We start from the raw sequence: 24,214 nt of genomic DNA on the forward strand, positions 1-24,214 counted from the left end.
TATGGTGGCTCCAGCATCGTGACCATGTGCATCGCGTTCGGACTCTTGATGAACGTGTCCATGCGTCGTTGATCACCGACAGGCATTAGCCGGGCGGCGCGGCTACGGATCGAGCGAGCTCGAGCGCCTCGTGCGGCTGGTTTTGGGGGGGGAGAGGCGCACCTCCCCCAAAAATCGAGAACCCTGGGCGCACTCGCTGGCTTGCTCTGCGCGCTACGGAACTCAGCGTCCAGTCGGCTGCGCCGAGCTGACGCCGTCTTTGAGCACGTAGACATCGAGCGTGCCCCGTTCTCGGAAGAAAACCGTGCGGAAAGAACTGTCGCGTTTGTAGTACTTGGGGAGCAGGTTGTTTCGCACATGGCGCATGAGCTGTGCCGTACCGCTATCTGTCGACCAGAGCTCGAACAACACTTGCCACAGCCGATCCTCCCGCGGGTGAATCACGATCACCTTGGGCAGGTGCTGGTCGATCTCGCGGATGTCGTCCGCCACCAGGCGCTTGGGGTACTGGTCCACGAATAGAATCGCGCCCTTCACCTGGGGTCGCGGGCGGCCGACGAGGCGTCGGAACTCGACGTCCTCGGGTAGCACCAGCACGGTCTCGTCGTCGCCAGCCAGCGCGCGCACTCGGAGCGCCGCGCGAACCACTTCGGCGCCGCGTTCGTTGACGTAGAGCCCTGCCCAGTGACCCGTGCGACCGACATAGATGCCGTCGCTCAGCGCGCGATGGAATTTCGGTCCGAGCAGTCCGAGCAAGACCAGGCCGAAGCTCGTCCACTTCACCCAGCGGAGCTTCGCTCGCTCCAGGGCGATGCAGATGAAGACGAAGGCGAGGGGGATGATCGGGTTGTTGTCGTAAAAAGGCCGGAGCCCTGGGAAGGACGCATTGTGTAGCAACGAAGTCGCCAGCACCGCGAGCGTGAAGCCGTTCAGCTGGTGGCCCAAGATGGGGGTTTCCGAGCGCGCGCTGCGCAGCTGCCCAACGAACAGCACACAGCCAAAAAATAGGCCAAACGCCGGAATGTTCTGCGTCTGTTTGAGCCAGAACACACCTGGCCCCCAGGTCTGACGCACCTGAGCCAAGAGCAGGACGATCGCCAGCCCAAAGACCAAAAACAGCGCGCCTCCGATCATGCGAGCCGCGCGCCCATCCAGGCGCTCAGTAGGCGCTTCGTGCAGGTCGAAATTTCCACGCAGCTTTAGCCACCGGAGCACCACACCGACCAACAGCATGCTGAAGAAGAAAGAAGCCGGGTAGGCGTCGTGACGAAAGACGTAGCTAAAGAGGTTGAAGACGAGCTTGTAGCGCCCACCCTTCAAGTCCGCGCCGTCGGTGAACACTGCCTGCCAGAAGGCGCCGAGGCTGCTGCCGATGACGACAATCACGAGCGCGGTAAGCGCCCAGCCGAGCAAGAGCCCCCCGGCCCAGCTGATGAAGACACGGCGACTGGTGATGGGCACACCCCGCAGCCAGCGCATGACTGCGAAGTACGCGTGCGCTGTGAACCAGCCTGCCACCACACCCACACCGGTGCTCTGCTTGAAAAGCAAGGTGAGTCCGGCGCAGAGGCCGCTGCCTAGCCACAACCCGAGCTGCCGTTTCGGTCGCTCCGCTGAAGTTAGCCCGTGCAGCCCCAGCACCAGCGAGCTCCAGGCCATCAGCTGGGCGGTGTGGTCGTAGGCACATTCCTTGTGGATTTGTAGGACGATCACCAAGGTCGCGATGCCCACCAGTAGGGCGTTCAGGCGTCCCACCAGGGGGCGCGCCATCGCGTAACCCAGGAGCCCCATCAGCAAGTGTGACAGCGCCGCGACCCAGAGCTCCTGGAGCAAGACGGCCTTGCCGCTCACGAGCTGGATGGCGCGCAGCACGAGGAAACTTCCCGGGGGAATTGGCAGCACGAAGTCGACGTACGGCTTCTCCGCGGTGCCGAAGCGCTCGGCGATGGGGCCAACCCAGCCGGTGAACTCCATGTCGCCCAACATGAAGTTGCTCAAGCGACGCACATACAACGACGCGAAGCCCATGAAGAGCAGCACAAGCAGCGAGAGGAGGGCCCTTGCCAGTCGCTTCTCCCGTTGGTCGTTGTGCTCGGTTGTCGTCGGGCGCGCCGAAGCGTGCGGGACCTTCGAGTCGGTCGTGTGCGGCGCGTCCCGCGGGGCCGTTGCAGGGTTGGCTGCCGGCTCCTCCGCGGGCGGCTCTACCGCTGTCGGCTCTGCCGAGGGGGACTCACGCTCGTCCATGGCGGACTCACGCTATGCAAAAGCTGTCCTCCGCGTCCCTAGAATTGTTGAGTTGTCGCGCGTTTGCGCGGGTGCGCGCGGCTTTCTTGAGTCCGGCTCACTCTAGTCGTTGACATGCGCCAACCGATCGGTGCGCCGGAGCTGCATTCGGGGTCGCTGCGCGCGGGACCTGGAGCGCGACACCAGCGTCGGTCGTCGACGCCTACGTCGAGGCTCGCGTTCTGGCCGCCGGCCTCCGCCACGACGACGCGACGCGACGTTGCCATCGGGATGCGCGAGTGTTTGCCGTATGGAGTCAAGACGACCGCTGCGCGCTGAACGGCGCGCGCCACCCACACCGTCGCTTGTTGCTGATCACTCCAGAAAAAGCGGCCTTTCGAGAAACTTTGAGTCTAAAACAATCCAGGGAGCGCAGCCGATGAACCAGCGGCGCGGCGGGCGGCGCGCACAGTCAAGCGCTGCCTTCCAGGACGTGCTGGCGACAAAGATTTCGATGTGGGGAAATTGGAATCGAGATTCATGAGGTTTCCCTTTTCCCTCGGTCGGTCTCTCGGACTAAACTAGCTGCGACCGAGAGGTTCTTGGTCACGTCTTGCATCGCGCTGTTTCGACCAAGCGCAGTTTCCGCCCTTAGGAGGTTCACCGTGCGAACCCAGATCCCCGCTTCCCGTCACCGCGTTTCTCGCTCCCGTTGGGCTTTTGTCGCGACCCTGGTTGCCTCGTCCGCGCTCCTCGTCAGCGCATGCGCAGGCAGTGAGGACGGCGTCTTCGAGGGAAACGGCGCAACGGGTGGTAGCTCAGCGGGCACCGCTGGCACCGGTGGAAGCTCCGGCGGTCAGGGCGGGACCCTGAACGGTGGTAGCGGTGGGACTGGCAACGCTGGCTCCGGGAACACGGGTAACGGCGGCTCGGGTGCGGGTGGCAGTGGCGGCAGCGGCAATGCTGGCACTGGCGGCGCAAACGGTGGCAACGGCGGTAGCGCGGCGGGCGGCAGCGGCGGCACTGGAAACGGTGGAAGCATGGGCACGTGCAACCCCGCATTCTGTCCCAACAGCGGTTTCGGCACTGCCTGCTGCGTTACGAACAACGGTCCGTGCGGGTACGACACCGGCATGGGCTGCCAGCAGTCGACCGGCGACGTCTGATCGCTCCGAGGTTTGCGGCGCGGCTGTCGTGCTCAAGCCAAGAAGGCCCGCCACTCGGCGGGCCTTCTCGCATTTGTACGGCGCACCCGCCGCACTTAGGGGCGCAGTGGAGCGGCGCTGGGGGGTGTGCGCCCTTTTGGGTCGCCCTTCGCGCAGCGGGTTGTCCCCCCGTGCGCCGCGCACACGAAAGAGGCCCGAACGCTGGTAGCGTCCGGGCCTCTCGCTGGGAAGGGTCCGCAAGCTATTCTACGCGGAAAAGATCCTCTAGGTCTTCCTTGGTCAGCTTCTTTGCGCCGCCGGAGTCCTCCGTCAGCACGCTCGCGACCAAGTCCTTCTTCTTCTGCTTGAGCTGCAGGATCTTCTCCTCGATGGTACCAGCGGCCACCAAGCGGTAGACGCTCACGACCTTCTTCTGCCCGATGCGGTGCGCGCGGTCCGAAGCTTGGTCTTCCACCGCGGGGTTCCACCAAGGATCGAAATGGATCACCGTGTCCGCCGCTGTCAGGTTGAGGCCGGAGCCACCCGCTTTCAGGCTGATCAAGAAGCAGGTCACCGTCGGATCGCTCTGGAAGCGGTCGATACGTTCGGGGCGATCGGTGGTACTTCCGTCGAGGTACTCGTAGGTGATCTTGTCCTCGTCGAACGCCTTCTTCATCAATTTCAGCATCGAAACGAACTGCGAGAAGATGAGCACCTTGTGACCACCGGACTCACACTCTTCAACGAGTTCGCGCAGCGCCATCAGCTTGCCGCTGTCTTCGTGGGTGAACTCCCGTGGGAGCCCCAAGAGCCGCGGATCGCACGCCGCCTGACGCAGCTTGGTTAGACCGGCCAAGATGTGTAGCTGGCTCTTGGCGACGCCGACGCGTTCCACCTCGCCCATCACTTGCGCTCGCACCTCACGCAGCACCTGGGTGTAGATGGCGCGCTGATCCGGCGCGAGATCGATGATCTGGTCGCTCTCGATCTTCGGCGGCAGATCCTTCACGACCTCCATCTTGGTGCGACGCAAGATGAAGGGGTGAATCACCGCTCTAAGCCGCGCGGCCTTCTTGGAGTCGCCCTGATCGATGGGGCGAGCGAAGCGCTCTTCGAACTTGTTGAGCGGTCCGAGGAGGCCAGGGCTGACGAACTCGAAGATGCTCCAGATCTCGCTCAAGCGGTTTTCAATCGGGGTACCCGTGAGCGCCAAGCGGTGGCTGGCGTTGAGCTCCTTCGCCGCCTGGGCCGTCGCGCTCAGGGGGTTCTTGATGTTCTGCGCTTCATCCAGGATCGCGTAGTCGAGCTCGAGCTTCTTCAAGAGGTCGATGTCGCGTCGCAACAGGGCATAGCTTGTGATGATCACGTTCGCGTTGCCGAGCTCGCTCTGCTGCTCCCGACGCCCAGCGCCGTGCCACAGAGCGGTCGTCAGCGTGGGTCCGAAGCGCTCGATCTCGCGCACCCAGTTGGACACGACGCTGGTCGGGGCGACGATCAACGCACGTAGTGACTTCTGCTCGTTCTTCAATGAGAGCATCAGCGCGATGGTCTGAATCGTCTTTCCGAGACCCATGTCGTCAGCGAGGACGCCGCCGGAGCCCAAGTCATGAACGAACCTGAGCCACGACAGGCCCTGCTCCTGGTAGGGGCGTAGCGTTGCCTTCAAGCCTCGCGGCTTCTTCATCGCCTTGATGGAATCGATGGAGGCGAGCTTCTTGAAGAGCGCCTTCGTTGCGGCGGCTACGGTGGAGCTGTCCGTGTGCTCGAGGAGTTCCTGAATGCGCCCCGCGTGAGATAGCGGGATCTTCCCGTTCTTACCTGCAGCAGCCATCAGCTCGACTTCGCGGTCGATCAGCTGTTGGACGCGGTTCGCGTCGAACGGCGCATAGCTGTTGTCCGAGAGGCGGACGTACTTCAGCCCTTCCGCGAGGCAACGACGCAGCTCGTCGACATCGACGCCAACTCCTTCGCTCTCGTATGTGATCTTGACGTTTAGCCAGTCCACGCCGCTCGAGACTCGAGCGTTCATTTGGATCGGTTTCGATCGCACGCGAGTGCCCGCGAGCTCGTCTGGTACGAACAAGTCCCACTCTTCAGGCAGCGCCTCGACACCCTTCGACCAGAAGTCGATGGCGTCGCCGCCCTTGGCTTCGAAGGACTCGCCCGATTCGTCGGGGTTGAGCCCCAAATCTAGTAGTTGTTGCACCGCGGCTTGTTGACCAGCGATGTCGCACCGGATGCACTTGGCGCGCTTCTGACCCTCTTCAGGGGGAAGGATCAAGATCGGTGGCGAGATGCCGTCTGCGCGGACCTCGACCTCGATGTCGGCGTATTCCGCCTTCAAGCTGACGTGGGCCTCAGTCAAGCTCCCTCCCGCGCGCAAGCGGAACGTCGGCTCGAGGTCGATGACATCGGCGACCTGAGACAGATCAGGTAGCTCAGCACCGACCTCGAGAGCGACCCGTGGCAGGCCGTTGGTGATCAGCCCGATCAGCTCGCTCGCAGGCTCAGCGATGGTCGGGCTCTTGAGCAGACGCCTGAGGGCCGCCGGAGAAACCTTGCGGTCTAGCGGACGCGCGACGCCTTCACCGGTTTCGATGTGCCACCCAGGAGAGCCCTCGAACCATCCGCCCGTGGACAGCGAGAAGCGTCGGGGTTCGCCCGCGCGCTCAAAGGTGGCCTTCGCCACGATGGTGTCGTTGCCGACCATCTCCAAGTCGAAACGGGGACGCAGCTCTTCGTCCGCAAAGCGCAGCTGCATGAGCGCCGGCTCGAGAAGTACGCGCCTCCCCTTGAGCAGCGGCAAGAGCTCTGCAGCGTCTTCCCCGCGGATATCGACGGCGGGGTGGCGAGGGTTGCCGCTCTCGAAGCGGGTGAGCACGCGTAGGGCGTCGCGGTCTGAGGTCGGAGACATCGCTTGCCAGTTCAACGCCACGCTTGGCAGCAACGGAACGCGGGCGTCGGTGTCCAGCACCGTGACGGTCAGCCCTCCCTGGCGCACGTGGATGCGGAACTCGAGGCTGAGCGTCTTCGTGGCGCCTCGAGGTGCGAGCCAGGCACCAATGCCGGTGGGACGGGCCGTCGCATCGAGGTTGGGGGGGAGATCGACTCCGGGCGGAACCGGCAGCTGCTGCAGCTGGGCTCTGCGTCGGCGATCTCGGCGCCTGCTGGCCTTGCTCTCGCCGTTGTTCTGTTGATTCTGGGGCTGGGGCGGCGTGGGAGGCGTCGGTTCTCTTCGCGGTAACTTCGCACGTGCTTGGTTGCGCACGTTGATCAGCAGCGCCGCTACGTGCTTGCAGTGTTGATTCGTCTTCTTGAAGGCGGGACAGGTGCAGGTCGCCTTGATGCCCTCGTCGGTCAGCGATATCTCGACCTCATAGGGGTCTGGGTCAGACCCTTTGACTCGACCGGTGGCGTTGATGTCGTTGATCGCGACATCCTCTACGACTCGCCGCTTCTCGTAGTCGAGGCCACGCAGGAAGGTGCGGGCGCCGAGCAGCCGACGAAGGCCGCGGTCGGAGAGGGTGGAGAGAGAGTCCGCTAGCCGGGACTGAAGGGGAGTGGTCATGTCTGGTTCCTATTCGGGCCGCGGGCGTCGGGGCGCGCGGACGCGCGTGCGAGTCGGAAGCTCTGCCTTGTCGACGTCTGCATCAGTTCAGGAAGGGCGCCGCGACGAGCACGACCGCGGCAGCCGAAAGAGTGAAAAGAAAGGCGGCGGAGCCACCAACGTTCGCGAGCACGTCTGCGAAGGCATCTCCACCAACGCTGGCGCTGCGTGTTTCCCCGGTGCTCTTGTTGCGAGTCGCGCGGCGCAGGCCTCCGAGCGTGTACTTGGTTGCGTCAGCGGCCAAGGCGAGCACGAGCCCTGTGCCCGTCGCGAGCACCAAGAAGGCGATCAGCGCCTGCATTGCGATGCTCCCGTCTGCGGTGCCGTAGAGGCGACGCAAGGCGAGCCCGAGCAGCAGCGGTACAGCCAGGCCAAGGAGCGCCGGACGCGCGAGGCGCTCCAGAGCGTTTTTCCCCGCGAGGTCGATGCACGCCTTGTACGCCGGGGTGAAATCTCTAGCGATGCTGTTCGAGTTACCTCGCGGAACTGAGCGCAGCTGCCTTTCGACTTCCTTGCCCAGGGCCCGTGCGGCTCGCTCCGCGCGTCCCATTGTTCCGCTCGAATAGAAGAGCACGAGCGCCGCGCCCAACATGCCCGCCCAAATCACCGCTGGGTGTGCCAAGGTTAGCGTCGAGCCGAGTCCCGCCAGGCACGGCGCCGCGAGGACTCCGAGCAACACGCCGCTTCCGCCTGCGAGCAGCATGTGGGTCGAGGCCGCGCGCAGAGAAACGAAGCCTGCTTGGTCTAGCGCTTCCGTGCGGCGTTCAACATCGGTGCTCCCACTCCGGCTGAGGCTTGCTACGCCGCGCGCGTTGTCGGCGATGGGGGCGAACGTCGCCAGCGCGAGTAGGTAGGGGGAGGGCACCAGGATCGCGGCCACGCACACCAGCAGGCTCAGGGAGCCCGCTTCGGTGATCGTGCTCTTCGAGCCGATGTAATGAGCGGCCGTAACTCCCACCCCAAGCACTGCCAGAGGCACCAGCGCGGCCCCGCTGCCTCGAGAAACACCGTGGATGATCAGTGCGCTGGCGCCGTCGCGCAGTGCCTCGTTGTTGTCCCGTGGGTTGCCGCGTGCTCGTTCTTGGAGGAATCCAACGAGCTGCGCCACACCGGTCGAGGCGCAGAGACCTAGCGCTCCGGCGCTAGCAAATCGCCACCACTCGCCCTGGGCCAACCAGTACGAGGCACCCACGATTCCGGATAGGGCGATCAGCCACGAGACCAGCTGCCCCCGCATGAGCGCTCCGCGCGGAACCGCCCCTTCATTGGTGCGTACCACCAGAAGCCCGATGCTACTTGCGAAGACGCCGAAAGCACGCACCAAGAGCGGAAGCAGCGCCAGCCCAAGTGCTCCAGGCACGCTGGTTAGGTTCTTCTCGTACACCCACAAGCCAACGACCAGCATCGCAACATGGCTGGCGCAGGCGGCGACGAAGGTCGTCAGCGTGCGCCCAACGACGAGGCCAACGTGGTCGCCGACCAGATCTGCCACCATGGCGGGGTTACGTGTGTCGTCGTCATCTAGACCTGCGACGCGATTGCTAGTCAGGTCGCCACCCGCGTCACCTGCGGCGTGAAAAATCGAGCCGCCGCGCTGGAGCAGCAAGCCCGCGGTTCCCGCGCCAAGCGCGATGGTCGGTAGCAACGCAGAGACCGACGCCACCCAGCTGGTGTCGCCCGTCAACTTGAAGGCCCCTCGCAGTCCCGCGATGAGGGCGGCGAACGCGCCAACCGAAATTGCGGCCACCGTTTCCGTGAGTAACCCGGCGACCCCGCCAGCGCGCATGGCGATGCTGAGCGATCGATCCAGGCTGAGTCGTGAGGCAGCCACACAGCGGACACTGCCCTTGTGGGCAACGTGCGCCGCGGCATACGCCGTGACCGACGCCGCCAGCCCTCCGAGCAGGGCTCCCATGAGCGCCCACAAACCGGCGTCGACGCGGCCGACACCCTTGCCCGGGAGGAAGCCATAGAGCGTGAAGCACAGCGCGGAAACGAGCAGCAACGCCAACAGCACCCGCTTGAGCCCGCCCCAAATGAACCCCTGGACGGCGCGCTCCAGCGCGTTTCCGAGCCGACGCAGCTCAGCGCCTCCGGCATCTCGGGCCACGAGCCAGCGCGCCAAGACGATGGCGAAGATTAGGCCAAACCCATTGACCCCTAGGACCAGTGCGAACTCGATCACGACGGCACCAAACGAGGCGAACCTCGCGGCTTTGGAGCCCGCGTCCTCAGGTCCAGGTTTCGCCCGTCGTTCGCGAGGAAATTCGCGATTTCGTGGTGCATTCGAGCCCAACGGAGCGAACACACGGTTTGCGCAGCAAACCCAGGCGAGCTGAGACCCTGGAACGGGCCAAAGGCAAGCCGCAATTCTGGGAGATGTCGGCGGTCCTGCGACGGCCAGCACGCCTTCGGCGCTACTTGCTCAGCCCACCAACAGGCTTGGTGGGCAGATCCTGACCCGGTTTGGCGTTGCGAGTGGTTTCTCGCGTCCTCGCCAGGTCCGTCTCCTCGGCAGGGGCCGGTCGTCTCCACAAAGAAGCGACGAGCCGTTTGAGCGGGTCCTAGCACGGGCCTCGCGGGCGGAGCAAGCGAGGATGCGCACATTGGAGCCTCCCGATTCCTGCGCGGCCAACGAGTGGCCAGGAACTGGCTCTTCGCTCGGATTTGCTAGTGGCGCGCGCCTGAGTCCTGGTGCTTGCTCGCCCTTCCAAGGGCACAAAATGCAGCGAGGGCGAGTCAGGTGACTCGCCCTCGTGGATCCAGTAGCGGTGGATCTACTCCTCGCGAGTCTTCGCCTGCATCACCATCAGGTGATACTTGCCGAACTCGCTCTGACCCAAAGTGAAGAGCACCTCGCTCAGCGTTCTGAACGGGATCGTACCGTCGGCGATGATGATCGCCTCCGACGGCTGATTCGGGTCGAGCTGCTTTGCTGCTCGCACGGCCTTGTCGGTCTTGCGAGCCTCCTGAAGGCGCGTTCCCAATGGAGTGATGTAGAGGTCGTTCGGCCCCTTGCGCTTGTTGCGCGCACCCACCCCAGACTGAATCTGGCTCTCTCGGCTCGGGAGTTTCACCACGCTGTCGTCGTCGACCAAGATCTGAGATTTCGAGACGGTGACGACGACGCCCTCTTGGGAGGGTTGGGTGCGGATGATGCTGTTCGGAAGCTTGAGGTCGTCCGACTGGGGGATGGACGCGCTCGATTCCCCGAGCGTCTTCAACAAAAAGACCAGGATGATCGTCATGATGTCGAGCATCGCGGTGATGTTGAGGAAGTTGATCTCCGGCTCCATCGCGTTGCGACGCATGGCCGTGCGCAGGGCAGCCTTGTACTTGACCACCGAAGCCTTGGGTGTCGGCGGAGATTGCTGAGGCCCTGCGTCGCTCATTTGGACACCTTGAAGTTGACGTCGGTGAACAGAGGATCGCCTGCAGCAGTATTCCGCAGGGAATCCATTACGCTGACGATGGTCTGGTAGTCCGTGCCCGGGTTGGGGGCGAGGTAGACGTTGTTCTCCTCCTTGAAGTCAGGGGAGGAGTCCTTCAGCTTCTTGGCGCACGCCGTGAGTGCGTCGTAGTCGTAGCGACCACCGCGCAGCGGAATCGTGATGCCGGAGCCGAGCCCGCTGCAACCTGGTGCAACGCTTCCGCCCGACGCCTTGATGCTGAAGCCATCGTTGACGATGAACACGGTCAGGTTGAGCGACTTCTCGGTCACCTGACTGCGCGTGCCAGTCCCACCGCTTGCGGGGGGCGCAGTATCGATGGTCGCGGTGAACGTCACCGCGACCGTCGCCAACACGAAGATGAGGATGTTGACGACGATATCGAGGAAGGGAACGATGTTGAGTTCGCCACCTTCCTCATCCGGGCTGAGCTCCGCCGGCTGACTCAAACGGCGGATCTTGCCGCGTTGAGCCGCTGTCAGCGGAGCGTCTGTTTGACCGGGTGCAGCCATCTTGATGCCAGCGGTTTAGCGCTGAGCGCCAGGATCAGTACTGGCCCCGTTTGGTCTGGATCGTGAGGAGGTTGAAGGTGCGCTCCATCACCGACTCGAGGTCGTGCTGGATGGCCTTCGCACGGGTGTGCAGGATGATGTGCGTGATCATGCAGAACACCGCGATGCCCAGACCGAGCGCGGTGTTGTACATGGCTTCAGCGATACCATTCGACAGCAGGCGCTGCTTGTCGGCCTGAGTGAGGCCCGGTGCGGCGATTGCGTTGAAGGTTGCAATCAGACCGGACACCGTTCCAAGCAGACCAATCAGGGTCGCGATGTTAGCGAGCGACCACAGCGCGCCGACTCGCTTCTCTGCCTGCGGCTTGAGCTCGCTCAGCTTCTCGCTGAGCGCTGCGTCGATCTCGGCCTCATCCTTGTTGGAGTGAGTCAGGCCCGCCTTGACGAGCTGCAGGATCGGATAGTCGCTCGCCTCGCACAGCTTGATAGCGCGGTCGATGTTGCCCGCGGTGACCAGCTTCTTGATCTGCGCGAAGAACTCCTTGGAGTTCACGCGATATCGGCTGAGCTGGAACGCGAAGCGCTCGATAACGATGGTGATCACAACCGCTGAACAGAACAGGTTCAGGACCATGAAGGTCGGGTTGTGCTTGAAGGCCTCGACGAGCTGGCTGGATCCGTCTGCAAGAAGCAGGAGCTGCATTCCGCTTATCCCTCTCTGGTTGCGGCTGTAATCCTGAGGAGCGGCTACGCACCGGCGCTGCCCTCCGAAAGGCGCCTCTACCACCTGAATAGTGGAGTGCGGGCGACTATAGCCGCCGCGCGATTCGAGGTGCAAGCACACTGCGGACTCACGATGCTCACGTCGTAGATCCGCGGGAACGTTCAGTTAGCTGGAGGCGCCCGAATCGTTGTTTGTTCGCGCCTCCCGGGCGCGCGCTGTCTGTTTGTTCGCGCCTCCCGGGCGCGCTGTCTGTCTGTTCGCGCCTCCCGGGCGCGAAGGGAGACGGGTGCTTTAAGGTTGGGCTAGTTGTTTCCGCTCCCATGAGCCTCTGAACGCGAGCGTTCGCGGTAACGAGAACGCAAGGCCGAACACCCCTGCAGCAGGCGCGACGGTGTGTCGGGGCACAGACGGTCAGCGCTCCCGAATCATTAGGCCCCGAGGCAACACGCTGGCCCCCGTTTCCCGGCGGCGCACTTGTATAAGTCCCAGGCGCCTGGACCGACGCTCCTCTCCCCCAAGCCCCAGGGCCCGAACACCTACCACGACGCTTCACGGGCGAGCGTCCGGCGCGACTCTCTCAGCATTGAAACAGACATGTAAATTGCCGTGCGCACTGGAAGCGGAAGCCACTCCAAATCGCATTGACACTGGAATGAAGTCAGTTGGTCCGGTGAGGTGACCATTTTCGCATTGGCGCCTCGATTCTCTTTCCGCGCGTGAACGACGAGTGCCAGCTCGCAGCCAAGCGCGGCTGAATTCGAGCTGATACGCAGTGGCGGGCAAGCACCGCGGGCGACGGCGAGACGCCGCGCCGAATGAGCGAATTCTATACGGATATCGGAACTTTCTGTCGGGACTCTAAGACACTTTGGACACCCAATGGACCTTGACTGTCCCGGGTCAGCTTCAGCATGATGGCGCGGTATCGGTTCGCTCAATGTCGGGCGAGTCAACACGAAGCACCCGGAGATCGACCCATCAATTCAGGCTCGGCAATCCTTGGAATCCAGTGTCGGAAGACGCTTGTTTCCGGGGTGACTCAAAACTCCGAAACGCAGCGGTTGGTGCAAACACCAACTCGCTACGCAGCGGCGCACGAGGCCGAGAACAACGAATGGATGTGGCGGGAACTGGGAGCGTGGGCACGAACCGAGTCGTTGGGCTGGCGTCTTTCGCCCAGCACGGCTGACTTGGGAGGTGCTGGCTAGAACGGTCTCGCTTCGCGGGATCAAGCAACAACTCCGACGCGCTAGTCGTGGCGGAGTACTACCGGGTCGGAAAATTTTTGGAACCATCCGCGCTTCAGGGCGCGGAATCCCAAGCGTCGGGATCGGCCTGGGAAGCATCAGGAGAAGGTAAGGGCAATGTCTTCAGTCTGGCATCACTATCAGGCGGGCGGATGGGCGATGTATCTCATCCTGTTCTGGTTGATCTGCTCCATCGCAATCATCGCAGAGCGCACGGTCTACCTAGTCGGTGCGTCCATCAACAAGGACGTGTTCCTGGCAACCATGCAGAAGTGCATCCTGGCTGGCGATGTCGCCAAGGCCGTGAAGATGTGCTCTGCCGCGAACGCGCCCCTCGCGCGCATCGTTCAGGCCGGTTTGGTCAAGGTCAATCGCCCCGACGAAGAAGTCCAGGCGGCGATGGATGAGGCAGCTCTGAAGGAGATGCCCAAGATCAACAAGCGCACGGGCTTCCTCGCCCTCTTCGCGAACCTCGCGATGCTGTGCGGTCTGTTCGGCACCATCGTCGGTCTGATCAAGGCGTTCGGCGCCGTCGGTGGCGAGAGCATCGACCCGAGCCAGAAGGCGCGTATCCTCGCGGAAGGTATCTCCGAAGCGATGAACTGCACCGCATTCGGTCTGATCTCCGCAATCATCGCGCTCATGGGCTTCGCCTTCTTGAACGGCAAGACTCAGGGCATGGAAGACGACATCAACGAGGCTTCCGTCAGCGTGCTGAACCTCGTCGTCGCCAACCGCCAGAAGGTCAACCTGCAGGGCGTCGAAACCGCTGCAGAGTGATCGGTCACCCATGCGGGTTGAGCGCTAGTGTGCTCAACCCGCGTGCCCACGCCCGGTCCCCAGGATCGCGTTGAGGCACGAATCGCTCCAGGTTGTGGGGCCTCTCAGGGCAGAGGCTCTCGGTAGTGAGGAATAGGACAGATGGCAGGTATCGACGTAGGGGGTCACGGTGGCAAACGCCCCGTAAACCAGGAAATCCCCCTGATTCCGTTTATCGACTTCTTGCTCTGCTTGGTGATGTTCCTACTCGTCACCGCGGTGTGGAGCCAGATGGCTCGCATCAACGCCGATGCGCGCGTGCCCGGTCCCCCGAAGGACGAGCCGCTCGAGAAGCCTGAGAAGCCGAAGATTTTGAACGTGGAAATGCGCGGAGAGCGCAAGTTCACGCTGATCTGGAAGGAAGGCTCCACGGTCGTCAACACGATCGACGTCGAGCGCAAGAAGGTCAACGTGGGTGAAGACGGTGAGTACCGCTACCCGGACCTCGCCGAGAAGATCAAGAAGGAGTGGGAGGCCAACGGCACCCACCGCAACGCGACTGACCCGAAGCGCGACCAAGCTGTGCTGGCGACGGACAACAGCACGCCCTTCGCGGATGTGATCGCAGTCATCGACGCCATCTACACCCCGCAGCGCGATTGGACCGTCGGGGGTAAGACGGAAAAGGTCCCGGCATTCAACGTCACCTTCTCGGTGAACTGAGGCAACATGTCTGGTGGAGATAAGCCCCTATCAAGGTTTCATCAGCCGGTCACGGTTCCTGGCCGCAGGCTCATGCATCACATCGGCTTGGGCTTCGTGCGCAAGAAGGTGGTGGGTGGTGGTGGCCGCGCGCTAAACACCGAAATCCCGCTGATTCCGTTCATCGACTTCTTGCTCTGCATCGTCTTGTTCCTCCTGGCGAGCTTCTCGGCGACGGGTGAGCTGCCGTTGGACAAGAACGTCAAGCTACCGAAGGCAGAGAACGTTCAGGAGATGCTGGATGCGCCCATGGTGGCCATCACGGGTACGCAGATTCTGGTGGACGGAAACGCCGCCGGTAACACCCGCGCCATCGAGGAGGCGAACCGCCTCCAGCGCATCGACGAGCTGTTCCAAATCCTCAAGGCCAAGCGCGACCTGTGGAAGCAGCTGAACCCCGGACAGGAGTTCCCCGGCGTTGCCATCTTGCAGGTTGACCGCAAGGTGCCCGCGCTGGTCGTGAAGAGCGTGTTCCAAACGGCAGCCTACGCCGGCTACCCCAACATCAGCTTCATGGTTGGTCGCTTGGGTGGTGGTGGCGGCGGCAAGGAATAGCCCCCCACTTCGATCGCAAAACGCCCGCCCACTCGGCGGGCGTTGGCGTTTTGTGCACTGGAAAACCAGATCTCCACGCACTGAGTTCGCCGCGGCAAGGAACTTGTGCGGCCCAGGGGAGTCTGCAACGGACCCGCGGGCGAGCTGCTTTGTTTCGCACTGATTGACCAACGGCACGAGAGCTGCGAGACCCCAGGAGAAGCGTGGCAAAGGAACCCCGAGAACGAGGACTGCCGACCCTGAATGAGGCGCGGGCCGTGCGTAAGCGCCAGATGGCGACCGGGCGCGCGAGGCTGCCCGCCAGTCCCCCCCAGTTCTGGCTCTGGACGCTGGTTATCTTCGCGGCGTTCGCGGGCATCTATTGGTGGGTGAGCGAGAGCAAGCTCTCGAGCGCCAAGAGCCGTACGTTGGCGCGGCAACGCGCGATGTCCCAAACCCTTGGGACGAAGCTGATCCCGTTTCGTGACAGCGTGGAGGGCTGGACTCTGGAGCTCGCGAAGCAGCCCTGGCTTGGCAACGAGGTCGCCGACGGGGCCGACCTGGCACTGATCCAGAGTGAACCTGCGGTGTACCTGCGTTTGCGCATGGAAAATGCCAAAGACGGCAAGAGCCTGCGCAAGGCCGCGCAGAACTCCCTGCGCGATGGCTTCACCACCTGCTTCTTCCGTCAGAAGGACGGCGTGGACCCGCGCAAGGGCCTCGCGTGCAAGGTGCAAGCGGACTGCGAGAGCGGCTACCTATGCAACGAGTGGGATGTCTGCACGCGTCCCGTACAGCCCTACAACTTGCGGCTTGCGTTTCGCGCGCTCCGGGTGCTTTCGAACGAGTGGAGCGATGAGGTGAACCAAGCGGGCTCGGAGCTTGCTCTGCGCATCTACGATCGCGACCTGGACCGTACGACGAAGGAAGACGTGCCCATCGCTGCCGAGGTGTTGGAGCGCGCGCGCTTCCTCACGGTGGTGCTCGACGAGGATCCGCCCGCCGGGCTACCAAAGCCGGCCTACGACGCCGGCCCGGACGAGCCGGATGAGACCGACGAAGAGCGTATCCGACGTTCCCAGCACTTCGCCCGGGTCGGGATTTGGGACCTGAAGAGCAAGCAGCGCGTGTTTACTTACCGTGCGGAAGCGACCGGTCGGCTCCTACCAGTCGGCGGAGGCAAGGCGACCGACGTGCGCACCCAGGCCGCCCAAGAGCGCCAGTCGAATAGCTGTGCCTTGGCGTTAGGAGTGAAGGCCCAGTTCAGCGCGGGTCAAGCGCCTGCGCCGGGCGTGCCTGACGCCGGAGACGCAGGCGTGCCGTCGGATGCCGGCGCGCCAGGTGATGCCGGCCCAGGCAAAGCGCCATAGCCACCGCCGCCGGGGGTCTCGATTCGGAGGCGGTCTCCCGCTCGCAGCATCAGCTGAGCTTTCGCCGGGAGTGGCTTGCCGTTGAGCAGGTTCCGCCCTCGTGCCCCAGGCTCGCCTCCGCTCAGGCCAAACGGAGCCACCTGGCGGCGCTCGCTCAGGATCGCGCCGTCGAGATCCTTCAAGAACTCGAACTCTCGTACGACGCCGTCTCCGCCCGGGTTCGCGCCGGCTCCACCCGAGCCGCTTCGAAGTGCAAACGTGTGGAGCCGCACCGGAAAGCGATGCTCGAGGACCTCCGGATCGGTGATGCGGGTGTTGGTCATGTGGGTGTGCACGCCGCTTGCCCCACGGAAGTCCGGTCCAGCGCCGGCTCCTCCCGCGATGGTCTCGTAGTAACCAAAGCTCGCGTCGCCAAACGTCAGGTTGTTCATCGTGCCCTGGCTGGCCGCCACGACGCCCAGTGCACCGAGCAGCACATCGACGACGCGTTGAGACGTCTCGACGTTGCCCCCCGCCACCGCCGCGTCTGCTGGAGGATCGAGGAGGCTGTGCGTTGGGATGCTGATCCGCACTCCACGTAGGCAGCCCGCGTTCAGCGGGATGGGGTGACCCACCAAGGCACGCAGCACGTAGATCACCGCCGCGACCGTGACTGCCCTCGGCGCATTGAGATTGCTCTCGACCGTCGGCGCCGTCCCGCTGAAGTCGATGTCAAGCTCTCCACCTCGGATCCGCAGGGTCACCTCGATGCGCGCGCCGTCGTCGAGCTGATCGGCGAAATGGTACTCGCCATCTCCAAGGGCCACGAGACGCGCCCGGACTAGCTCGGCAGCGTTGTCTTGGATATGGCGCATGTAGGCCTTGACCACCGGGACGCCTTGCTGCTGACACAGCTCTGCGAGGAGCGTCGCGCCCTGGTTGTTCGCCGCGACTTGAGCCAGCAAGTCGGCGATGTTGTCCCGCGGGGCCCTCGCTGGGTGGGGGCCGCTGCTCAAGACTTCGAGCAACTCCGACTCGAGGAGCTTGCCTTCGCGCACCAGTGGGAGACAGCGTAAGACCACGCCCTCTTCCGCGAGGCAACGCGAAAAGGGAGGCATCGAGCCCGGGGTTATGCCTCCGATGTCCGCGTGGTGTCCGCGACTGGCGACGAAGAACTCCAAGCCGCCATCGATGAACACCGGGGTGACGACCGTCACGTCCGGCAAATGGGAGCCTCCACCGGCGGGGTCATTGGTGACATAGACGCTGCCGGGCTTCATCGATGGGTGCGCGGCGAGTGTCGCGCTCACGGACTCACCCATGGCGCCAAGGTGTACGGGGATGTGCGGCGCGTTCGCGACGAGGTTTCCCTGGGGATCGAAGACGGCGCACGAGAAGTCGAGGCGCTCACGGATGTTCGTCGAGAGCGCGGTACGCTCCAGCACATGTCCCATCTGCTCGGCGATGGACATGAACTGGTTCCCGAAGATCTCCAGGCGCACCGGATCCCGTGCATCGGCATCGCTAACGATGCGCGCGGCGTGCTGGTCGTCGCCGCGGCGGATGTCCAAGGTGCCGTCGCTAGTCACCTGGAGTGTGAAGCCTGGGTCCAGGACGATGGAACCCGTCGCGTCGAGGATCAGCGCGGGTCCAACGAGACTCCCACGCAGATCCTCTCGCCACAGCATCGGTACGTCCTCCACCCAGCCATCGCTGCTCCCGGCTGGCTCGCCGAACCACACGCGGGTCGAACCGAGTGCCGTCGGTGACGCTTGCTCATCGCTGAAGCACACCGGGACTTCGCCTGACGCGATACGACCCTGAACGCGTGCCTGGGAAACCAGCACCGCGCGCTGTTCCCGGAGGTAACCGAAGAGCCGCTGGTGGTCCTGCTCGAAGCGTTCTACCAGCGCACCGATGCGGTCGCCTGGCTTGCCGTCGTCCGTGTCCGCTAGCTTGGCGACCTCTAGGGTGAGGAACGTCTCTGAGCCCTGATAGCCCACGTCGACGAAACGTCGCAGTTCTACGGGCAGCCCGTCGGGATTCGGCGTGCGCTCGAGTTCGCTCCTCACGCTGCGCTCCAGGTCTTGGAACACCGGCTCCAACGCGCGCAGTGTGAGCTCCGAGAGTTCGCTGCGCCCGGCTTCGCGTGACCGGTGACAGCCCACGTCGGCGAGCCCCATACCGTACGCGCTCAGTACGCCACCCAGCGGATGGATCAAGATGCGCCGGATGTCGAGCTCACGAGCCAACGCGCAAGCGTGCTGACCACCCGCGCCGCCGAAGACCACCAACGCGTGTTCCCGGACATCATAGCCCCGGGAGACTGAGACCTTGCGGATCGCCTCCGCCATGTTGTGCGTAGCCACACGGAAAAAACCCGTCGCGGCCTCGAGGGGCGACATCTCAAGTTCGTCAGACAGCGTCACGAGGGCAGCCTCGGCACGCTGACGGTCTAGGGGGAATGGGAATCGGCTGTCGTCGAGGCGCCCGAGTGTGAGATTGACGTCAGTCACGGTCAGCTCGCTGGCGTGGGGCTTGCCGTAGCAAAGTGGACCGGGGTCCGAACCGGCGCTCTCCGGTCCGACTTGCAGGCGACCATCGCGCCACTGGCAAATCGAGCCACCGCCGGCGGCAACCGTGTGGATGTCGAGGGTTGGCGCGCGCAAGCGGATCCCTGATGTTTCCGTAGAGAACACCAGGGGTAGATCGTGCATGAAGCGAGAGACGTCTGTGGACGTCCCGCCCATGTCGAAGCCAATCGCGGGCAATGCGCCGTGGCGCTCGGCGATCTTCGCGTAGGCGACGACGCCGCCCGCGGGCCCCGAGAGGATCGCGTCGGGACCTCTAAAGGCGGCGGCGTCGGTGAGCGCGCCGCTCGACTGCATGAGACGCAGGCTGCTTCCTGGTAGTTCCCGCTCGAGGCTCCTGAGGTAGTCGCTTAAGAGCGGCGTGAGATAGGCGTCGACGGTGGTGGTGTCGCCGCGAGCTGTCAGGCCAAGCTCCCTCGCGACTTCGTGGGATGGGTACACGTCGTCGAAGCCATGGCTCTTCGCGAGCGCCGCGATCTGTTGCTCGAGGCTTGGGTTCAAGTAGGAGTGCAGCACCACGATGGCGATGCTGCGCAATCCGCGTTCACGCCAGCTCTTGAAGGTGCCGGCCAGCTCAGGGGCTGAAGGCGCCGCGAGAATGTTACCCTGGGGATCCAGTCGCGCATCAACTTCGCAGACTTCGCGGTAGAGCACGTCGGGGCGCTGGATGTTGAGCGCGAAGATGTCAGGTCGGGCTTGTGTGCCGATTTTCAAGGCATCCGCGAAGCCGCGCGTGATGACTAGCCCCATGGCGGCGCCTCGGCGTTCGAGGAGCGCGTTGGTCGCCACCGTCGTGCCCATGCGCACGTCGCAGGGTGGGATCGGCGTGTCGGGGGATTGCCCCAGCAGCTGGCGGATCCCGACGAGGGGCGCGCGATCGTCGCTGAGCACCTTGGCCACGCTGAGTTCGCCGCTAGGCGCCCGGCCGAGGCAGTCGGTGAAGGTGCCGCCGCGATCGATCCAAAACTGCCAACGCATGCCTCGCGTTGTGCTGGCGAGGGAGACCGGGGTCAACCGCTCTAGCTTATTGCTTCGACAGCATCCAGAGCAGCAGGCCGAGACAGCCTGCGAGCACGAGCACGAGCAGCGCCAGGAGTCCTGTCGCCAGGCCTGACCCAGAGCTCTGCTGCGGGGGAGGCGCCATCACGATGGGCGCTTGCTGCATGGGTTGCGGGACAGGTGGCGCTGGCGTGTCTTGCACGATCACTGCCGGAGGCCCCTGCATGAGCGCTTGCTCCGGAGGGAATGGGCGAGACAACGCCGCGGCGGCAGGGATAGGCGGCGGGCCGCCAGCGCTGAGCGGGGACGAGGAGAGCGGAGACGATGCCACGCGGGTCGCGGCGTCGTCGTCTTCATCGTAGCTGGCGTTGGCCGCCTTGGGCGGAGCTGGGAACCGCGCGGAAGCAGGGCCGGACGCTGCGCGAGGTGAGGAGGCCGCTGGAGGGGGTGGGGGAGGGCGCGCCCCCAGCGACTGACCTGCCGGGACCGCGAGCTGCGTGAAGGCCTCCTCCGCGTCCGCGTAAGCGATGATGTCCGCGTCGTCGAGGGGCGATTCGGCGAGCCGAGTCATCGCTTCGTCCGACTGAATGGCGTCAGCAAACGCATCCACGAACTCGAGGACTTGCCACTCTCGAGTTCCGAGCTGTTGCACCTCGCTCTCCACGGGCACTCGACCCTGGGCGATTCCGCGGAGCAACAGCTCGGTGCTCACCGGTCCGATTGGGGCGGAGCCCTCACTGCGCACCATCCACTGAGCCATTGGCTCGGAGTTTAGTGGGCTCGTCAGTTCCCGCGGCGAAAAATTAGCCGAATTGCCTGCGCTTTGGCGTTGCTTGAGTCAGACGAAGGCGAGCGCTCCTCAGCCTCTGCAGAGGAGCGCTTGTAGGCACAGGTGGTTGGGCGTCAGACTCGATTGTCTCAGGCTTGCTCGAGCAAGCGACGCGCGATGACGTGCGCCTGGATCTCGTTCGCGCCTTCGAAGATAGAGAGCACGCGCGCGTCGACCAGGATGCGTGAAGCGACGTACTCCTCCGCGTAGCCATTGCCACCGTGGATTTGTACGCAAGCGTCGGCGCTCTCCCAAGCGGCGCGCGTGCCGAGGAGCTTCGCCATGCCCGCCTCTAAGTCGCAGCGCTTGCCGCTGTCCTTGGCGCGCGCCGCGAAGAACGTCAGCTGGCGGCACGCCATGATGCGCGCGACCATGCGACCGATCTTGCGCTGCACTCGGGGGAACTCGAAGATCGGCGCGCCGAACTGGATGCGCTCTTGCGCGTACTTGAGCCCCTGATCGAGCGCTGACTGAGCGACGCCTACGCCGCGAGCTGCGGTCTGGATACGCGCGCTTTCGAACGTCGCCATCAGTTGCTTGAAGCCTTGACCTTCCACGCCGCCGAGGAGCGCGCTGCCCGCGACCTTGAAGTTGTCGAAGCCGATCTCGAACTCCTTCATCCCGCGATAGCCGAGCACCTTGATCTCGGTTCCGGTGATGCCTTCGTCCGGGAAGCCTTCCGTCTCTGGGTTCGTCTCGCTGCCACGCGACTTGGTGGCGAGCATCATCGAGAGGCCACCGTAGCCGTCGTCGTCGGGGTTGGTGCGCACTAGGAGTGTCATCAGATCCGCGCGCGTCGCGTGGGTGATCCAGGTCTTCGCGCCGCTGACCAAGTAGTTCCCGTCCGCCTGCTTTTCAGCGCGAGACTTCAGGTGCGCGAGATCGGAGCCATTGTTGGGTTCGGTGAACACCGCCGTGGGGAGCACCTCACCGCTTGCGAGCTTCGGTAGCCACTCTTGCTTCTGCTCTTCGGTGCCGCCTCCCAGGATCAGCTCGGCGGCGATCTCTGCGCGTGTACCGAGGGAGCCGGCGCCAATGTAGCCACGGCTCAGCTCTTCGGTGACGACGCACATGGCGACCTTGTCGAGCCCCTGGCCGCCGTACTCCTCTGGGATCGTCAGCCCGAAGACGCCAAGCTCAGCCATCTTCTGGATCAAATCCATGGGGATCAGCACGTCCTTGCGGTGTACGTCCTGAGCGATGGGCTCGACCTCGCTCTGCACGAAGCGACGGAATTCGGTCTGCACCGCCTCCAGCGTCTCGTCTCCCAGCGCCCAGGCGCCGAAGCTGCGTTTCTCCACGGCAAGACGCGCGAGGCGACACAGCGCTTCGCCGGAGGCGTAGCGCTCGGCAATGGCTTGCACCTTGGGGCTCTGCAGGGTGGTCGCGATGTCTTCCGCTTCGAGTCCCAGCTCGCTCAGACCAATCGACTCGCAGGGGCCAAGCTCGACGCCGCCGACCAGTTGGCGACAGAGTTCGCCCACATACGCACCAGCGATCGAGACTTCGAGTTCTGTGTCGTCGTCGCTCGCGCTGACGCGCTCCGCCCAGGCAACGACCTGGCGCGCCGCTTCGAGTTCCGTCGCCAAATAAGCCAGTCCGTGGGCTGCGAGCTGGTGTCGATTGAGCAGTCCGGCGGACACGCGGCCATCCTTCGACACCAGGCCGTGAACGCGCTTGAGCGCGCGCTCATACACCGCTTCAAGGGCGGTGAGGGCAGGATGGAGGTCGCCAGCGCGCACGGTCTTGGGGGCTTCTGTGTTCATCGTGGTTACTCCGCTGCGCAGCTGAAGCCGCGCGACTCAGGCGCGCACCGTAGGGGAAGAGCGAGCCAAACAGCTATGGATTAGGCCTAGCTACGCGATGCGTCAACCAAACCCAACCGTCAGTACGCGAGTCTTCGAAGCAATGGCGCCTCCCGCTGGCCGCGCAGTCGGACACGGCCCATCGCTCAACGCCTCACTGGCGTTTGGGTTCCTAGGGTCCCCAGAGGAGTTTGGGGGGAGGTCCACTGCACTGTCCCAACGCCGCCAACGAGATACGGTCGGTCTCGTATTTTAGCGCGCTGTGTCATAGTCTCCCGACCCCATGCCCAAGGACATCTACGAGCTCGGTGAAATCCCTGAGTTGGGCCACGTGCCCGCTCGCATGTATGCCCAACTGATCCGACCGGAGCGCTACGGCGAACCGAAGGACGCCTTCCAGATCGAACAGATTTCCACGCCGGAAATCGCGCCGAATGAGGTGCTGGTCTACGTGATGGCGGCGGGCGTGAACTACAACAACGTGTGGGCTGCCCTCGGGATCCCCGTGGATGTCGTGCGCGCGCGGCAGAAGGCGGGCGAGAAAGAGGACTTCCACATCGGCGGCTCCGACGCGAGCGGCATCGTGTGGGCGGTCGGCTCCGAAGTGAAGAACGTCAAGGTCGGCGACGAAGTCGTGGTCCACTGCGGGATCTGGGATCCCAAGGATCCCCACGTGGTCGCTGGCAAAGACCCGATGTTCGCGCCGTCGGAGCGTATCTGGGGCTACGAGACGAACTGGGGAAGCTTCGCTCAGTTCACCAAGGTTCAGGACCACCAGTGCTTGCCGAAGCCCGCGCACCTGACGTGGGAAGCCGCCGCTGCCTACATGTTGGTCGGCGCCACTGCCTACCGCATGCTGCATGGCTGGGCGGGCAACGACCTGAAAGAGGGCGACGCCGTCTTGGTGTGGGGTGCAGCGGGTGGCCTCGGCTGCATGGCGCTCCAGATCTGCAAGGCGGCGGGTGCCCGCGCGGTGGGTGTCGTCAGCTCTACTGACAAGTTCGACTACTGCAAGGAACTCGGCGCGGTCGGCATGCTGAACCGCAAAGACTTCGATCACTGGGGCATGCTCCCGCACTGGACCGACGACGCCGCCTACAACCACTGGGTCCAGGGCGCCCGGAAGTTCGGCAAGGCCTTCTGGGAGGCGCTCGGCGAGCGCAAGAACCCGGCAATCGTCTTCGAGCACCCCGGGGAGTCGACGATCCCGACGTCGATCTTCGTATGCGACACCGGCGGCATGGTCGTGATCTGCGCCGGCACCACAGGCTACAACGCGACCCTCGACCTGCGTTACCACTGGATGCGGCAGAAGCGGCTCCAGGGCTCACACTTCGCCAACGACGAGCAGGCAAAGGGCCTGAACGATTTGGTGATCGCGGGCAAGGTCGACCCCTGCCTCTCGAAGGTGTTCCAGTTCGCTGAGACGGGTGACTGCCATCAGATGATGCGCGAGAACAAGCACCCGAGCGGCAACATGAGCATCCTCGTCAACGCGAAGAAGGAGGGCCTGAAGACGCTCTCCGAGAGCTGAGTCTTCAGCCTCGACCAGCAAAAACGCCGACGGTCTCCCGTCGGCGTTTTCGTTTTGTCCGTGTCCGGCGCCGCGTTGACGCGCTGAGTGGCTCTTGAAGTTTGGCGCGGCGTGGCGACCGAGGACCTCTCCCCCAAAAGAAAAC

The 24,214-nt window shown here is 64.1% G+C and carries 15 protein-coding genes; 6 read left to right on the top strand and 9 right to left on the bottom strand.

Going from position 1 to position 24,214, the window contains the following annotated elements; translation table 11 throughout:
• Positions 1–222 precede the first annotated feature (222 nt).
• Positions 223–2,244 (bottom strand): hypothetical protein, encoded by a 2,022-nt coding sequence (locus tag H6718_32670; protein ID MCB9590212.1) that lies wholly within the window; start codon positions 2,242–2,244, stop codon positions 223–225.
• Positions 2,245–2,888: 644 nt separating this feature from the next.
• Here H6718_32670 and H6718_32675 point away from each other — a divergent pair.
• Positions 2,889–3,389 (top strand): hypothetical protein, encoded by a 501-nt coding sequence (locus H6718_32675; protein ID MCB9590213.1) that lies wholly within the window; start codon positions 2,889–2,891, stop codon positions 3,387–3,389.
• A 241-nt stretch (positions 3,390–3,630) separates the two neighbouring features.
• Here H6718_32675 and H6718_32680 read toward each other — a convergent pair whose 3' ends face one another.
• The 5 genes from H6718_32680 to H6718_32700 form a co-directional block, all read right to left on the bottom strand.
• On the bottom strand, positions 3,631–6,936 hold the full coding sequence (locus H6718_32680) for an SNF2 helicase associated domain-containing protein (protein ID MCB9590214.1): 3,306 nt from the start codon (positions 6,934–6,936) through the stop codon (positions 3,631–3,633).
• Between the two features lie 82 nt (positions 6,937–7,018).
• Entirely contained in the window at positions 7,019–9,160 is a 2,142-nt protein-coding gene (locus H6718_32685; GenBank protein MCB9590215.1) for a sodium/proton-translocating pyrophosphatase, read from the bottom strand.
• Between the two features lie 592 nt (positions 9,161–9,752).
• The gene (locus tag H6718_32690) at positions 9,753–10,367 is read right to left on the bottom strand and encodes a biopolymer transporter ExbD (protein ID MCB9590216.1); all 615 of its coding nucleotides are present in this window, start codon (positions 10,365–10,367) and stop codon (positions 9,753–9,755) included.
• Positions 10,364–10,936, bottom strand: a complete 573-nt coding sequence (locus H6718_32695; protein MCB9590217.1) for a biopolymer transporter ExbD — start codon at positions 10,934–10,936, stop codon at positions 10,364–10,366. The genes H6718_32690 and H6718_32695 overlap by 4 nt, the downstream gene beginning before the upstream one ends.
• Positions 10,937–10,970: 34 nt before the next feature.
• Positions 10,971–11,639, bottom strand: coding sequence for a MotA/TolQ/ExbB proton channel family protein (locus H6718_32700; GenBank protein ID MCB9590218.1), 669 nt, complete (start codon positions 11,637–11,639; stop codon positions 10,971–10,973).
• Positions 11,640–13,024: 1,385 nt separating this feature from the next.
• Here H6718_32700 and H6718_32705 point away from each other — a divergent pair.
• The 4 genes from H6718_32705 (at position 13,025) to H6718_32720 (ending at position 16,332) form a co-directional block, all read left to right on the top strand.
• Positions 13,025–13,687 carry a MotA/TolQ/ExbB proton channel family protein gene (locus H6718_32705; GenBank protein MCB9590219.1) on the top strand — a complete coding sequence of 221 codons (663 nt, stop codon included), beginning with the start codon at positions 13,025–13,027 and terminating at the stop codon, positions 13,685–13,687.
• A 141-nt stretch (positions 13,688–13,828) separates the two neighbouring features.
• Complete coding sequence (locus tag H6718_32710) at positions 13,829–14,389, top strand: biopolymer transporter ExbD (GenBank protein ID MCB9590220.1); 561 nt, start codon at positions 13,829–13,831, stop codon at positions 14,387–14,389.
• A gap of 72 nt (positions 14,390–14,461) precedes the next feature.
• Entirely contained in the window at positions 14,462–14,983 is a 522-nt protein-coding gene (locus tag H6718_32715) for a biopolymer transporter ExbD (protein MCB9590221.1), read from the top strand.
• Positions 14,984–15,240: 257 nt separating this feature from the next.
• On the top strand, positions 15,241–16,332 hold the full coding sequence (locus H6718_32720) for a hypothetical protein (protein ID MCB9590222.1): 1,092 nt from the start codon (positions 15,241–15,243) through the stop codon (positions 16,330–16,332).
• Here the strand turns inward: H6718_32720 and H6718_32725 are convergent.
• The 3 genes from H6718_32725 to H6718_32735 all read right to left on the bottom strand — a co-directional run bounded on the left by H6718_32725 (position 16,236) and on the right by H6718_32735 (position 22,496).
• Positions 16,236–19,880, bottom strand: a complete 3,645-nt coding sequence (locus tag H6718_32725) for a hydantoinase B/oxoprolinase family protein (protein ID MCB9590223.1) — start codon at positions 19,878–19,880, stop codon at positions 16,236–16,238. The genes H6718_32720 and H6718_32725 overlap by 97 nt on opposite strands.
• A gap of 46 nt (positions 19,881–19,926) precedes the next feature.
• Positions 19,927–20,661, bottom strand: coding sequence for a hypothetical protein (locus H6718_32730; GenBank protein MCB9590224.1), 735 nt, complete (start codon positions 20,659–20,661; stop codon positions 19,927–19,929).
• A gap of 158 nt (positions 20,662–20,819) precedes the next feature.
• Complete coding sequence (locus H6718_32735) at positions 20,820–22,496, bottom strand: acyl-CoA/acyl-ACP dehydrogenase (protein ID MCB9590225.1); 1,677 nt, start codon at positions 22,494–22,496, stop codon at positions 20,820–20,822.
• A 322-nt stretch (positions 22,497–22,818) separates the two neighbouring features.
• On the opposite strand from H6718_32735, the gene ccrA reads away from it, so the two are divergent.
• Positions 22,819–24,069 (top strand): crotonyl-CoA carboxylase/reductase, encoded by a 1,251-nt coding sequence (ccrA, locus tag H6718_32740; GenBank protein MCB9590226.1) that lies wholly within the window; start codon positions 22,819–22,821, stop codon positions 24,067–24,069.
• The last annotated feature ends 145 nt before the right edge of the window (positions 24,070–24,214 follow it).

The sequence above is a fragment of the Polyangiaceae bacterium genome, assembly GCA_020633205.1.
Lineage (GTDB): Bacteria > Myxococcota_A > Polyangia > Polyangiales > Polyangiaceae > JAHBVY01.

Coding starts and splice junctions, on each gene's coding strand:
- H6718_32670 (MCB9590212.1), bottom strand. CDS start 2,244: ATGGACGAGCGTGAGTCCCCCTCGGCAGAGCCGACAGCGGTAGAGCCG.
- H6718_32680 (MCB9590214.1), bottom strand. CDS start 6,936: ATGACCACTCCCCTTCAGTCCCGGCTAGCGGACTCTCTCTCCACCCTC.
- H6718_32690 (MCB9590216.1), bottom strand. CDS start 10,367: ATGAGCGACGCAGGGCCTCAGCAATCTCCGCCGACACCCAAGGCTTCG.
- H6718_32695 (MCB9590217.1), bottom strand. CDS start 10,936: ATGGCTGCACCCGGTCAAACAGACGCTCCGCTGACAGCGGCTCAACGC.
- H6718_32700 (MCB9590218.1), bottom strand. CDS start 11,639: ATGCAGCTCCTGCTTCTTGCAGACGGATCCAGCCAGCTCGTCGAGGCC.
- H6718_32705 (MCB9590219.1), top strand. CDS start 13,025: ATGTCTTCAGTCTGGCATCACTATCAGGCGGGCGGATGGGCGATGTAT.
- H6718_32710 (MCB9590220.1), top strand. CDS start 13,829: ATGGCAGGTATCGACGTAGGGGGTCACGGTGGCAAACGCCCCGTAAAC.
- H6718_32715 (MCB9590221.1), top strand. CDS start 14,462: ATGCATCACATCGGCTTGGGCTTCGTGCGCAAGAAGGTGGTGGGTGGT.
- H6718_32725 (MCB9590223.1), bottom strand. CDS start 19,880: ATGCGTTGGCAGTTTTGGATCGATCGCGGCGGCACCTTCACCGACTGC.
- H6718_32730 (MCB9590224.1), bottom strand. CDS start 20,661: ATGGCTCAGTGGATGGTGCGCAGTGAGGGCTCCGCCCCAATCGGACCG.
- H6718_32735 (MCB9590225.1), bottom strand. CDS start 22,496: ATGAACACAGAAGCCCCCAAGACCGTGCGCGCTGGCGACCTCCATCCT.
- ccrA (MCB9590226.1), top strand. CDS start 22,819: ATGCCCAAGGACATCTACGAGCTCGGTGAAATCCCTGAGTTGGGCCAC.